This is a genomic window from Devosia sp., assembly GCF_014860165.1.
Lineage (GTDB): Bacteria > Pseudomonadota > Alphaproteobacteria > Rhizobiales > Devosiaceae > Devosia.
Window position 1 is genome coordinate 1 of record NZ_JACZKG010000066.1, and the last position, 13,809, is coordinate 13,809.

General features: G+C 63.7%; 12 protein-coding genes. 3 read left to right on the top strand and 9 right to left on the bottom strand.

Annotated features, from left to right (window positions below; genetic code table 11):
- The 3 genes from IH615_RS15990 to IH615_RS16000 all read left to right on the top strand — a co-directional run.
- The coding region (locus IH615_RS15990; RefSeq protein WP_291363307.1) for a LysM peptidoglycan-binding domain-containing protein at positions 1 to 993 on the top strand (993 nt) is incomplete at its 5' end.
- Positions 994 to 1,088: 95 nt separating this feature from the next.
- Positions 1,089 to 1,409, top strand: coding sequence for a metalloregulator ArsR/SmtB family transcription factor (locus IH615_RS15995; RefSeq protein ID WP_291363309.1), 321 nt, complete (start codon positions 1,089 to 1,091; stop codon positions 1,407 to 1,409).
- Positions 1,409 to 3,304, top strand: a complete 1,896-nt coding sequence (locus IH615_RS16000) for an ABC transporter ATP-binding protein/permease (RefSeq protein ID WP_291363311.1) — start codon at positions 1,409 to 1,411, stop codon at positions 3,302 to 3,304. Before IH615_RS15995 ends, IH615_RS16000 begins: the two co-directional genes overlap by 1 nt.
- A 7-nt stretch (positions 3,305 to 3,311) precedes the next feature.
- On the opposite strand, the gene IH615_RS16005 is transcribed toward IH615_RS16000, so the two are convergent.
- The 9 genes from IH615_RS16005 to IH615_RS16045 form a co-directional block, all read right to left on the bottom strand.
- Positions 3,312 to 3,830: a Clp protease N-terminal domain-containing protein gene (locus IH615_RS16005; protein ID WP_291363313.1), complete on the bottom strand. Its 519-nt coding sequence runs from the start codon at positions 3,828 to 3,830 to the stop codon at positions 3,312 to 3,314.
- An 11-nt stretch (positions 3,831 to 3,841) separates the two neighbouring features.
- Positions 3,842 to 4,063 (bottom strand): helix-turn-helix domain-containing protein, encoded by a 222-nt coding sequence (locus tag IH615_RS16010; protein ID WP_291363315.1) that lies wholly within the window; start codon positions 4,061 to 4,063, stop codon positions 3,842 to 3,844.
- A gap of 118 nt (positions 4,064 to 4,181) precedes the next feature.
- A complete protein-coding gene (locus IH615_RS16015) occupies positions 4,182 to 7,544 on the bottom strand; it encodes an efflux RND transporter permease subunit (RefSeq protein ID WP_291363317.1) in 3,363 nt (1,120 codons plus the stop codon).
- Between the two features lie 4 nt (positions 7,545 to 7,548).
- Positions 7,549 to 8,799 (bottom strand): efflux RND transporter periplasmic adaptor subunit, encoded by a 1,251-nt coding sequence (locus tag IH615_RS16020; RefSeq protein WP_291363319.1) that lies wholly within the window; start codon positions 8,797 to 8,799, stop codon positions 7,549 to 7,551.
- A 14-nt stretch (positions 8,800 to 8,813) separates the two neighbouring features.
- Positions 8,814 to 9,362, bottom strand: coding sequence for a PadR family transcriptional regulator (locus tag IH615_RS16025; RefSeq protein ID WP_291363321.1), 549 nt, complete (start codon positions 9,360 to 9,362; stop codon positions 8,814 to 8,816).
- Between the two features lie 110 nt (positions 9,363 to 9,472).
- Entirely contained in the window at positions 9,473 to 10,324 is an 852-nt protein-coding gene (gene cysQ, locus IH615_RS16030) for a 3'(2'),5'-bisphosphate nucleotidase CysQ (RefSeq protein ID WP_291363322.1), read from the bottom strand.
- Positions 10,324 to 11,196 carry a carboxylating nicotinate-nucleotide diphosphorylase gene (nadC, locus tag IH615_RS16035; protein WP_291363324.1) on the bottom strand — a complete coding sequence of 291 codons (873 nt, stop codon included), beginning with the start codon at positions 11,194 to 11,196 and terminating at the stop codon, positions 10,324 to 10,326. Before nadC ends, cysQ begins: the two co-directional genes overlap by 1 nt.
- Before the next feature lie 57 nt (positions 11,197 to 11,253).
- A complete protein-coding gene (locus IH615_RS16040) occupies positions 11,254 to 12,525 on the bottom strand; it encodes an AGE family epimerase/isomerase (protein ID WP_291363326.1) in 1,272 nt (423 codons plus the stop codon).
- A 102-nt stretch (positions 12,526 to 12,627) separates the two neighbouring features.
- Entirely contained in the window at positions 12,628 to 13,584 is a 957-nt protein-coding gene (locus IH615_RS16045; RefSeq protein WP_291363328.1) for a class 1 fructose-bisphosphatase, read from the bottom strand.
- Positions 13,585 to 13,809 lie beyond the last annotated feature (225 nt).

Genomic DNA, 13,809 nt, shown 5'->3' on the forward strand with positions numbered 1-13,809 from the left:
GCTCCAGCGGCTGTCGAACCGGCCCCGGCGATTGCCGCCGCCGACCCGGCAGCGCCCGCAACGGCACCCGCCGCTCCGGTCGCCGTCGTCGCCAACGTCCCGCCCACCATCGACGCCATCGAAATCGAGGGTGACCGCACCTTCTTCGCCGGTGCCGGTCCGGAGGGCGCTACAATGCGGCTCTATGTCGATGATGCCTATATCGCTGATGCAACAGTGGAGGAGGGCCGCTGGCTGGTCGAGGCCGGCAAGGTGCTGACCAAGCCGGAGCAGCGGGTCCGTATCGATATGCTCCAGACGGGCACAGCCGACGTCGCCGCCCGCGCCGAGGTCGACTTTGTTGTTGAGCTTCCCGTCGAGGCCCCGATTGCAGTTGCGGCAGCCGATACCCCGGCAACGCCGACTCCCAGCGAGCCTGCTGCCACTGCGCCAGCGGCGCCCGCCGCCGAGCCGGCTCCGGTCGCCGAGCCTGCGCCTGCTACCGAGCCTGCCGCTGCCACCGAGCCTGCACCTGCCCCCGCGGCCGAGCCAGCCCCCGCTGCGGAGCCTACGCCGACTGCCACAGCCGACGTGCCTGCCGCGACTGACGTGCCAGCCGCTGATACGCCTGCAACAACCGAGCCCGCGCCGGTCACCACCGCGCAGGCTCAAACGCCGGCCGAACCTGCCCCGGCGGTCGAGCCAGCTCCGGCGCCTACAACCGAACCGGCTCCGGCGGCTGAACCGGCTCCAGCTCCCGCAACCGAACCGGCTCCCGCCCCGGCTGCCGAGCCTGCGGTGCCGACAATGGTCGCGGTCGCCGTCGGTGGTCCTGATGCCGAGCGCTTCGCCTCGGGCAAGGCCATCATCCGTCGCGGCGACAATCTCTGGACCATTGCGCGCCGCGTCTATGGCGAGGGCATCAAATACACCACCATCTACGACGCCAATACCGGCCAGATCCGCGATCCGGACCGCATCTATCCCGGTCAGGTGTTCGATCTGCCCAATTAAATGCGCACAAAATGGCCCGCCCTCCGGCGGGCCATTGATTATTTGCGCGTCACACCCCATTTTATCGTCAAATGACGATCAACCACGGCGAAGCAATGCGCGACGACGATATTGCCACCATCATGCGAGCAATGGGCCACCCGGTGCGGCTCAACATCCTGCGCATCCTGGCCAAGCAGGAGCGGGGCGAGTGTTGCTGCGCTGACGTGACTGATGAACTGACCCTGGCCCAGTCCACGGTGAGCCAGCATATCAAGGTTCTGCTCGATGCCGGCCTTATCGAACGCAAGCCGCGCGGGACGCGCAATTGCTACATCGTCCAGCATGACCGGTTGGCTGCCTTGGGCGACGCCTATTCCGGCATGATCGCGGGCTTCTCGCCCGCACCATCCAAACTGGAAGCGGAACCCGCCTGATGTCATCTGACAGCGCAGCGCCCAAGCCATCCGTTAGCGCGGATGAAGGATCATTGTTCTCTACAATGAAGAATCTCTGGTCCTATATGTGGCCGGCAGACCGCCCCGACTTGCGCCTGCGCGTGATATTGGCCATTGGCGCCTTGTTGCTCAGCAAGGTCGCCACCACCCTCATTCCCTTCGCCTATAAGGGCATTATCGACAGCCTCGATGGCTCGGCGCCCAATGGCGCGGTGATCCTCGGCCTCGCCGTGCCCATCGTGCTCGTCATCGCCTACGTCCTGGGCAACATCATCGACGCGGGCTTCCAGCAGCTGCGCGATGTGCTCTTTGCCAGCGTCGGCCAGCATGCCGTGCGCAAGCTGGCGCTGCAGACCTTCCACCACCTGCATCGCCTGTCGCTGCGCTTCCATCTGGCGCGCCGCACCGGCGGCCTCAGCCGCGTCATCGAGCGCGGCACCAAGGGCATCGAGACGGTGGTCCGTTTTGCGATGCTCAACATCGCCCCGACCATTGTCGAGTTCATCGTCACCGCCATCATCTTCGTTTGGCTGTTCGGCATCAGCTATCTTGGCGTGCTGGTCGTGATGATCTGGGCCTATCTCTATTTCACCATCAAGGCATCCAACTGGCGCATCGGCATCCGCCGCGCCATGAACGACTCCGATACCGATGCCAATGGTAAGGCCATCGACAGCCTGCTCAACTACGAGACGGTGAAATACTTCGCCAACGAGAAGATGGAAGCGGCGCGTTACGACGTCTCCATGGCCGGCTACGAGCGTTCCGCCATCCGCATCTGGACGTCGCTGGGCTTCCTCAACTTCGGCCAGGCGGTCATCTTCTATACCGGCTTCCTGATCATCGCCGTGATGTCGATCGTTGGGGTTATGAATGGCACGCTGACGCTGGGCGATTTCGTCCTGCTCAATACCTTCCTGATGCAGATCTATCGGCCGCTCAACTTCATCGGCTTCGTCTACCGCGAGCTGCGCCAGGGCCTCACCGATATCGAGGCGATGTTCAAGCTGCTCGATCAATCCCCCGAGGTCGAGGACGCCCCCGGCGCCAAGCCGCTTGCCGTTACCGGCCCGGTCATCCGCTTCGACAACGTCACCTTCCACTACGATCCCGATCGCCCCATCCTCAAGGGCGTGAGCTTCGAGGTCCCGGCCGGCAAGACCGTGGCCATCGTCGGCCCCACCGGCGCGGGCAAGTCCACCATCTCGCGGCTGCTCTATCGCTTCTACGACGTCACCGGTGGCTCGATCACCATCGATGGCCAGGACCTGCGCCAGGTCACGCAGGAAAGCCTGCGCTCGGCCATCGGCATGGTCCCCCAGGATACGGTGCTGTTCAACGACACCATCGGCTACAATATCGAATATGGCCGCCCCGGTGCCACCGCCGAGGATGTCCGCGCCGCCGCTGCCATGGCCCAGGTCGGCCCTTTCATCGAGTCGCTGCCCAAGGGCTACAATACCCCCGTCGGCGAGCGTGGCCTCAAGCTTTCCGGTGGCGAGAAGCAGCGCGTTGCCATCGCCCGCACCATCCTCAAGGCGCCGTCCATCCTCATCCTCGATGAGGCGACCTCGGCGTTGGACACCAAGACCGAACGCGATATCCAGTCGGCGCTCGATGTGGTGTCCAAGAACCGCACCACCGTCGTCATCGCCCACCGCCTCTCGACGGTGGTCAATGCCGACGAAATTCTGGTCCTGCGGGACGGCGTCGTCGCTGAGCGCGGCAACCACGTTGCGCTGCTGCAGCAGGACGGCCTCTACGCCCAGATGTGGAACCGCCAGCGCGAGGCCAGCGAGGCCGAAGAGAGGCTCCTCCAGACCGCCAATGACCCCGAAGGCTTCGTCAAGCGGGGCGTCCCGGCGGCGGAGTGAAGGCGGCTCATGCCGCCATCGCCATTTCGCTCTGGATGGCCGCCATTACCGTCGGCGCGTCGCGGCCCAGCCGGGCGAAGGCATGCGCCGAGGGGCCGTGCTGCATCGCGGACACCACCTCAAGCACGTGAGCGCCGATCAGCGGCCCCGTCACCCCGCGCTTGCGCAGAGCCGCCAGCCCATTCAGCACCGCTTCGCCCGATGGCGCCGCATTGTAAGGCCCACTGGGTCGGGGCAGGGGCGGCACATCCCGTTCCGAGCCGGCAACATCCTCGGCATTGACACCTGCTGCCATGAGCGCAGCGCGGTGCACGTCCCGCAGCGCCTCACGGAACGCGCCGGCGCTGATGCCCAGCTTGCGGAACACCCGCGCCGCTGATCCGTCCGGCAATTCCAGCGCCGCTAGCACAAAATGCTCGGCGCCCGGTGCCGGCTGGTGCTCGGCATTGGCAATCTGCTCCGCAGCCTCGCACAGGGTCTTGATGGTTCCCATGTCCCGGAACGTCTGGGTCAGCTTTTTCAACATGCTGGTGTCCTTCACGTCTTGATTGTCGGTGTGACGCTGGAGAGCCGCTTGTGTGCGGCCTGCTTGCTCACTCCAAGAGCCTGGGCGATGCGAGCCCAGGACCAGCCCTGCGCCAGCGCCTCGGCCACCGCCTTCCGTTCCAGCCTGTCGGCCATCAGCCGCAGGGCAACCACGCTGGCAAAGGCCTGCTCCGGATTGTCCGTCTCGGACGCGTCATCTGGGGTCTCATTCATGCGTCAACAATAGTTGACGACTGGAAGGCTGTCAACATTTGTTGACGATGGGTGCGGCGACCACAGCAACAAAAAAGGCCCGCATCGCTGCGGGCCTTTCGCGTTCATTCCGGTCAGCCTATTCGGCTGCTTCCGGCCGGCTGACCACGGTCACGCCATTCGCTTCCTTCTCCACCAGCCCCGCGTCGGGGCTGACGATATAGCGCTTGGTGCCATCGGCATCGGCGGGGATTTCCACGGCCATGCCGTCAAAGCCCGCCGGAACCGCGGCCGCCTGCGCGGCCCTGAACCTGGCCGAAGGATTGCGAAGGGCGCCGTAGACAGCGCCGATAACTCGGCCAATCCAGCCTCGCCACAGCACACCAGGCGCCACCACCATGACAGGCACCATCACCAGGGTCAGCGCGGTCGACACGAACAGGCCCGACACCAGCGCGGCGCTGAGATGGATGAACCAGGAGCCGGCGATACCACCCACCACGATCTCGCGACGGATGAAGTCGAACTCGACATTCAGTGCCATCGGAATCACGCCCAGTGCTGTCACCGTTGCGGTGAGCAGCACCGGCCGCACACGCTGGCTGATGGTCAGCAGCATCGCCTTGATCGGCTCGACATGTTCGTCGCGGTTATAGTGATTGTAGGTGTCGATCAGCACGATGCCGTTCTTCACCACAATACCCGCCAGGGCCACGATGCCCAGGCCCGTCATGATGGCCGAGAAGCTCATGCCGGTGACCACCATGCCCAGCAGCACCCCGCCCAGTGACATGATCACCGTCGAGAGCGTCACCAGCACCTGCCAGAAGCTGTTATACTCCAGCAGCAGGATCAGGAAGATCAGGAACATGGCTGCGCCAAACGCCGACACGATGAACGCATTGGTGTCGTCCACCTGTTCCGCCGCACCGCCATAGACGATCTCGACGGAGGACGGCCAATCCTGGGTGGCCTGCCAAGCCTTGATCTGCTCGATCTTGGCATCGGCAGTGACCGGTTCGCCGGCTGCATTGGTCGGGTTGAGGTTGGCCGCCACGCTCATGGCATAGACGCCATTGCGACGCGATATATTGGCCACCTTGGGCACGGCCGTGCGCTCGATGAAGTTGCTCACCGGCACCAGGCCCTGCGCCGTCACGATCCGCAGCGAGTCGAGAGCATCGAACGTACGTTCTCCCTCCGGCAGGCGGACGCGAATGTCGAGTTCGTCACCGCCATCGTCCGGCCGGTAGCTGCCGAGCTTCACGCCCGAGGTTACCAACTGCACATAGGGGCTCAGTTCCCGTACACCGATGCCATACTTGGCGGCGGCCTCGCGGTCGATCGTCACCTGCCAATCGATGCCGGGGGCAGGGCGACCATCCTCGATGTCGATCGTGTCGCCAAGATCGTTCTCGATATAGTCGCGCAGCTTGGCAACCGCAGGGCCGATGTCGTCATAAACCGTGCCTTCGACCCGCAGATTAATGGCCTTGCCGGCCGGCGGGCCATTTTCCTGGGCGGCGATCTGCACGTCGAGGCCCGAAATGTCGGCCACGCGGTCGCGGATATCCTGGAAGATCACCGCTGCCTTGACGCGCTCGTTATAGGGCAGGAGCTGCAGGTTGAACGAGCCGATCGTATCCGGCGGACCGCCCGAGCTCATCACATCCCCACCACCGCCGAAGCTCATGATGACGTCCTGGATGCCCTGCACCTGCAGGATTTCGTTCTCCACCTCGACCAGCATGTCGCGGATCTCGGCGGGTGAGTAATTGCCGCGCGTGATCACGTTGACGGTGCCGAATTCGGGCTCGGATGCCGGGAAGGCCTCGGTGGTCGGATTGCTGCCAATATAGAGCACGAACATGCCCACGATCAGCGCGAAGCCAACGCCCAGCGTCGGTATCGGATGACGGATCAGGTGCTCCATCGTGCGGACATAGACACCAGTGATCCCGCCGACCTTCTTGGGATCGAATTTGTCGGCATACATCACCAGGTCCGCAGCTTCCTTTTGCTTGGGATCGACATGGGTCGAGGCAATGAAGGCGCCGATGATGGGCATGAAAATAAGCGCGGAAACGAGCGAGGCGCACATCACCACGATCACGATGATCGGCAGGTAGCTCATGAACTTGCCAATAATGCCCGGCCAGAACAGCAGTGGCACGAAGGCGCCCAGTGTCGTGAAGGTGGCAGAAACCACCGGCACGAACATCTTGCGCGCCGCCATGATGAACGCCTCCTTCTTGGAGACGCCTTCCATCAGCTTTCGTTCCGCGTATTCCACCACGACGATCGGGTCGTCGACGAGCACGCCAACCGCCAGCACCAGGCCGAACATGATCATCATGTTGATGGTCATGCCCATGATTTGCACGACAAGGAATGCGATCATGAACGAGATCGGGATCGACATGCCGATCATGATGGCCGGGCGCACACCGAGTGTGGCAATGCAGGTGATCAACACCAGTGCCACGGCCGTCAGCACTGCGGCTTCCAGCGAACGGAACAGGCCCTTCGTCGAGTCCGCCTGATCGATCAGGAAGCTGGTTTCAATGCCTTGTGGCCAATCGGCGGTGAATTCTTCGGTCACCCGGCGCACGTCGTCGGAAACGGTGATGACGTTGGTGCCGAGCTTTTTGATGACCCCCAGCGTGATCGCCGTCTGGCCGTTCACATGCGAGTACGACGTCGCATCTTCGAAGGTGCGGGTGATGCTCGCCACGTCGCCAAACGTCACCACGGTGTCGCCAGAGGTCTTGAGCGGCAGCGAATAGACGTCCTGTGCGTTCTTGATCAGGCCGGGAACTTCGACGTTGAAGGAGCCCTGGCCGCTGTCCAGCGTGCCACCGGGCACCACCATGTTGTTCTTGGCCAGGGCATCGAACAGTTCGGCCGCCGTCAGGTTGTAGGCCTCGAGGCGGTTGAGATCGATGGTGACTTCGAGAACTTCGTCGCGCGACCCGCTGAGGGTGACGCTCTGCACGTCGCGCATGGTCTCCAGTTCGTCCTGCAGATCCTTGGCACGGTTGACCAGTTCGCGTTCCGGCACCGAACCATAGACGGCCACCGAGATGGTTGGCACGTCCGAGAAGGAAATCTCGGTCACCGTCGGTTCGGTCGCATCATCAGGCAGTTCGGCCGCGATGCCGTCCAGCGCCGCACGGATGTCCGCAAGTGCGGCATCCTTGTCGGCGTTGACGTTGAACTCGAGGAAGACCGAGGCGTGGCCGGTCGTCGAGGTAGCTGAATAGTTCTCCAGCCCGTCGATTTCCTTGATCCGGTCCTCGATGGGCTTGGCCAGCAACTGCTCGGCGTCGCGCGGCGCCACCCCGGTCTGGCTGACCGAGACGTAGAAGTACGGGATATCGATGGCCGGAAAGCTTTCCTTCGGCAGCGAGGTGTAGGCCGCGAGGCCCGCGCCCAGCAGCAGCACCATGACCGTCAGAACAACTCGCGGCATCCTCAGGATGCGTTCGATAAAGTCCAGCATGGTGTCAGCTCGCGGTTACGTTGGTGGCGTCGACGGCCTGGCCGTCCTTGACATATTCCTGGCCGACGGTGATCACGTCAGCCGAGGTGGGGAGGCCGAGCACCCACACGCCGTCGCGCGTGTCGCTGGCAATCTGGACAGGCACGAACTTGACGGCACCGCCAGCGACGATGCTCACGCCGAGCACGCCCTCATCATTCAGCGTCAACACTGATTGCGGCACCAGATGCGCGGGAGCCGAACCCATGTTGACCGTGGCGGTCGCAGTGATGCCATCGCGGATCGCACCACCAGCGTTGGGGAATTCGATCTCAACCGGGAACGAGCGGGTGGCGGCGTCGGCCGTGCTCGAGATGAACGTCACCTTGCCCGACACTTCCTGGCCGGTAATGGTCTTGATGGAGGCCTCAAGGCCTAGACGCGCCAGCGTGATGCGAGCCTCCGGTACCTGGCCGATAAACACCATCGGATCGAGCTGCACGATCGTTGCGCAGGGTTGGCCCATGGCGAGCATGGCACCGGCCGACACCAGCGGATCCTGGACGACGCCGGCAACCTTGGCACGGATTTCAGTGCGGTCCAGTTCGGCCTGGGCATTGTCGAGCCCCGCCTGTGCTGCGCTGATCGAGGCCTTGGCAGCGCTCAGTGCCACTTCGAGCTGGCGTGCCGTATTGGGAGCGGCAAGACCCTTGGCGCGAAGCTCGGCATTAGTGTCGAAGTCCGACTGGGCCTGCTCGAGCCCGGCCTGTGCCTGCTCGAGCCCGGCCTTGGCCTGGGCGACGGCGGCAGCGCGCGTGCCCTGGTCGAGCGTGCAGAGCAAATCGCCGACGGCCACATTCTGGCCCTTCGTGACATGCACTGTATCGACAACGCCTGCAGTCTCGGCCACCGCGCCAACCGAGGCCTTGGCCTGCGTCCGGCCCCGCAGCGGCACTTCAATCGGCATAGGCTTGGCGACATAGGTCGACGTGCGCACCGATTGTAGCTGGGTATTGGCGCCCAGATCCTGTTCGTTGCGCTGCGCGATGGTCAGGTGCGGGTCAACGGCATGTTCGGTTTCGTTCTGGGCAAGAACGCCCGCCTCGGCCAGTTGGGTCGCAACCGGTCCGTGTTCTTCGCCTTCGATGACCGAAATGATCGGCCGCTCGCCATTGCCAGGTCCGTTGCCGCCCATCACCAGCGTGCCGGTAGACAGCCATGCCCCCGCAAGAACTAGGATCAGGAAGGCAACGCCATAGGAAAACAGTGCACGCATTGAGATTCGCCCCTTTACTCAGCCGCGTCTTTTTTCGGCTCGGCTCGCGCCAAAGTGATCAGTTCGTGCATATGGGAGCGGATATGCCGTTCGGCAACCTCCATTACTGCACGTCCATAATTAATTACCCATGTGTCGGCAGCATTGCTCCCGCGCTCGGCGAAGGCCTCTTCAAGCCGGCGGTGGTCAGCTATGTGTTTTTCCAGGTATTCATTGGCCCGCGCCTCGACTAGGTCGCGCGGCAGAATATGTGCAAAGCGGGCGAACAGCAGGAACGGGCTGCGGAACACGTCCTCGCCAAGCGGTCCTGCGAGCTCCTCGGCAAAGGCCGTGCGGCCCTGGTCGGTGATCGAGTAGACCTTCTTGGCCGGCTTGCCGCTTTGCTGCTCGGTCCGGCTGACCACCAGGCCTTCGTCCTCTAGCCGGGCGAGGGCGGGGTAGATCGAGCCAAAACTCGCCTCGACGAAATACGAGCATTCGCCTTCGACGCAAAGCCGCCGGATTTCATACCCGGTTGCCTCGCCCTCATAGAGGATCGATAGACAAAGCGTTCTGACGTTCATGCGCTGGCTCCGCCGGGACATATGCCGGACCGATATATGCCGGTTCTGTATAGGTCCAGGATGAATCGCGCAAGTTCTCGAACCCAGCAGTTCGGGTAGATCAGTTAAGATCAGGTTGCATGGCTGGTTGCCAGGTCCAGCAGCCTGGTCATTTCCGCAGCGGCGCGCTGCGCCAGTTCGCGGCTCGACGCCGCCACAAAATATGGGTTGAGGAAGCCGAGGTCGCCCTTGCCATAGCGCATGCGCTGGCCGTCAAGCGTCACCACCGCGCCACCCGCTGCTTCCAGCACCGCCTGGCCGGCCGCCGTGTCCCACTCCGACGTGGGCGTAAATCGCGGATAGAGCTGCGCGTCGCCGCGGGCGAGAAGGCAGAATTTCAGTGACGAGCCGACCGATACATCGGCCTCCACATCAAGCGCCTCGCACAGTGCTGCAACCGCTGCATGCCCATGCGACCGGCTGGCCACAATGCGCAGCCGCTCCGCCGAAGCTACGGATATCCTGAGCTTTTCTTCGGCGATCCCGGTCCGCGTATTGCAGAACCACGCGCCCGTGGAGTCGCCGATGAAGGTTTCGCCCGTCACCGGCGCCAGCACCACGCCAAGCACCGGGACGCCATGCTCGACCAGCGCGATATTCACGGTGAACTCGCCGTTGCGCTTGATGAATTCCTTGGTGCCATCAAGCGGGTCGACGACGAAATAGCGATCGCCCAGCACGGGAATGACACCCGCGGCCACGCTCTCTTCGCCCAGTACGGGGATGCCGGTGGGCTTCAGCATATCGAGGATCACGGCTTCCGCCGCTGCGTCGGCCTCCGTCACCGGCGACCCGTCGACCTTGGCGACCGAGGCGATGGGCCGGGCATAGACATCGAGAATGACGCGCGCCGCGGCAATGGCGGCGTCCAGCGCCAGCGCGGTCAGGTCATGGTCGGTCGGCGCTTGCATGGGGACAGCCATCAGCGTTCCACCACCACGTCGAGGCCCAGGTCGAGGGGCTTTGCCGCCATCGTGATCTGGCTGGTGGAAATATAGTCGACCCCGGTTTCCCCGATCGAGCGCACCCGATCGAGCTTCACCCCGCCCGAGGCCTCGAGCCTGGCACGCCCCGCATTGACCGCCACTGCCCGGCGCAGGGTCTCATTGTCCATATTGTCGAGCAGTATGACCCGCGCCCCTGCGGCCAGCGCCTCTTCGAGTTCCGCCAGATTGGTCACTTCGATCTCGATGGCGACCAGGTGTCCGGCAAAGGCCTCGGCTGCCTGGTAAGCTGCCGTCACACCGCCGGCGACGGCAATATGATTGTCCTTGATGAGAATGGCGTCATCCAGCGAATAGCGGTGGTTGGCGCCACCACCACAGCGCACCGCGTATTTCTCGAAGGCCCGAAGCCCCGGCGTCGTCTTGCGCGTGTCGCAGATCTGCGCGCCCGTGCCGGCAACCGCATCGGCATATTCGCGCGTCAGCGTGGCAATGCCGCTGAGGTGATTGAGGAAGTTCAGCGCCACCCGTTCAGCCGACATCACCAACCGGGCAGGGCCCGTCACATCAGCAACCAAACCGCCCGCCGCCACCCGATCGCCATCAGCCAGGACAGGGGTAAACGTCACCCCGTCGCCAACCAGCCGAAACGCCGCCGCTGCCAGGTCGAGGCCGGCAATAATGCCGGGCTCGCGGGCCGACAGACTTGCGGTCGCCCATGCCGCTGGCGCTAACGTCGCCTGGCTCGTCAGGTCGCCGGCCAGCCCGAGGTCTTCCTCGAGCGCGGCGGCGACGGCGCGCTCCACCAGGAGGCGCGGCAATTGGGCTGGCAGGCGATCGGGGCGCGACATCGGCGAGGTCTCTCAAAAACTCGCGCTGATGTACGCGCGCCGTGCGGCACTGGCAACCTAGTGGTGTTGCCTGATGGTGTGATCAGCCTCGATGATGCCCTTGGTCAGGCTGCCATTGGCCGGATAGAGCGGGATTAGGCAGGCCTGCAACGCGTGGTAGATATCGGGTTTACCCACGAACAGCCGCGACGTCGGCGTCAGGTCTTCCTTGAGCTCGCTCAGCCAGCCGCCGCGCTTGTGGTCGATGACATGGTTCTCGGCATAGTCCCACAGCCTGCGATACCAGGCCTGGAAATAGTCGCCGCTGTCGAAGGCCGAGATATAGGCAGCCGCCCCGATTGCTTCGCTCACCGGCCACCACAGCTTCTCCCGCAGAACCGGCTTGTTGTCCCAGTCCAGCGTATAGAAGAAGCCGCCATGCACCTTGTCCCAGCCCAGCTCGATCGATTGCTGGAACAGTTCCCGCGCCGCGCCCGTCATCCATGACAGGCGCTTTTCGCCCAGCACCCAGAGCTGGTAGAGCAGCCGCGCCCATTCCAGCCAATGCCCCGGCGTCGTGCCCGATGGGCGGAACATCTCATTGCCCTCGTAATTCCGGTCGAGCACCCAGTGCTGGTCGAAATGCTCGGCCACCCGGTGGCCCAGGGGGATGGCGTTCCTGGCGATGATCAGTTCGGCAATGCGCTCCGCCTTGGTGAGGTAGGCGCGCTCTCCGGTGGCCTCGTACGCCGCCATCAGCGCTTCCGTCATGTGCATATTGGCATTCTGCCCGCGATAGGGCAGCAGCTGCGACCAGTCCTGGTTGTATTCATCCTTCACCGAACCGGTCTGCTCGTCCCAGAAGCGCGTATTGATGACCTCGGTCACGTCGGCGAGCATCTGCTCGGCCAGCGGGTGCCCCACCAGCTTGGCGCTCGATGCCGCCAACAGCACGAAGGCATGCCCATAGGCCTGCTTGGAGCCGTTGGTCACCCCGTTATCATCAAGGCCCCACACATAGCCGCCCCGCCTGGCATCGCGGTGCTTCTCCCAGATGTAGCGCATGCCGTGGTCGACGATCTCGTCCGATCCGGGCCGCCCGATCAGGCTGCCGATGACAGAGCAATGCACCATGCGCGTGGTGACATGGATCTGCCTGGTGGCATTGTCCCGGTCCAGCGGCGCACCATCGTCATCCAGTTCGAAGAAGCCGCCCTTGGGGTTCAGCGAGGGCGATTCGAAGAAGTCGAACAGGTTGTTGGCCTGCCGCATCAGGTACTGCCGGTGGAACGGCCGGTTCGGCCAGGGGCTCGAATTGGTCTTGGGCAGCGTCAGCTTGGCGTCGGTCATAATGGCTCCCGGCCGGGCAAGATCAGCGCGCCGGCTCCTCGGGTCGAGCTATAACCAGACAATAAGAACGTTGCAATTGCCGCAATCCACCATCCGCGCAAACTAGTTCGCCGGGATCTTCGCGTACCAAGCCTCAACCCGCGCCACCTCCTCGGCCGAGCCAAGGATCACCGGCACCCGCTGGTGAATCCCCGTTGGCACCAGGTCGAGAATGCGCTCCCGCCCGGTCGTCGACCGGCCCCCCGCGGCCTCCACCACCAGCGCCATCGGATTGGCCTCATAGAGCAAGCGCAACCTGCCGCCCTTGCTGGTGGTTTCGCTGTCCAGCGGATAGAGGAAAATGCCGCCGCGCATCAGGATGCGGTGAATATCGGCCACCATGGACCCCACCCAGCGCATATTGTGGCGCTTGCCGGCCGGCCCGGTTTCTCCCGCAACATTCTCGGCGACATAGCCGCGGGTAGCGGCATCCCACAGCCGCTCGCGCGCCGTGTTGATCGCATACTCCGCCGACGCCGGCGCCACGGACATGTTGTCCAGCGTCAATTGGAACGTCCCGTCCGCATCCAGCGTGAACACCGCTGTCGACGTGCCAAATGTCAGCACCAGGCTCGTTGCCGGCCCATAGGCCGCATACCCGGCCGCCAATTGCGCCGATCCAGGTTGCAGCAACCCTTTTGTAGCATCCAGAACCGAAAAAATCGTGCCCACGGTGACATTTACATCGAGGTTTGAAGAGCCGTCCAGCGGATCGGTCGCCACCAGAAACCGGCCCTGATTCTCGATGTGAACCGCTTCATCCAGCTCTTCCGACACCAGAATCGAAATGTCCGGATTTCGCCGTATGTGATTCAAAACAATGTCGTTTGAGATCACGTCCAGCGCCTTCTGCGCCTCGCCCTGCACATTGGTCTGCCCAGCCAGCCCCGTCTGCCCTGATATCGGCGCCAGCCGCAGGACGTCCGCGATTTCAGCGCTCGCCGTCGCCATGGTGGCCACCACCGAGGCAAGCTTGGGATCGACAGGTTGGGCGGCAAGCCAGTCGGAAAGCGTGGTCATGGGGCACTCGGCAACAGGGAAGGGTCCCCCACTCTCCCCATGTAGACATCGCGCGCAAGGCGACTTTGGCATGAGAGGATGAGCGCACCCCGCGACCCCGCAAACACAGACCGTCACCCTCGGGCCTGACCCGAGGGCTCTCCACTCAACGAACTTAGGAAGTGCAACGCCCTCGGGTCAGGCCCGAGGGTGACGATCTGTGGACTCAATCCAGTCCAGCCACGC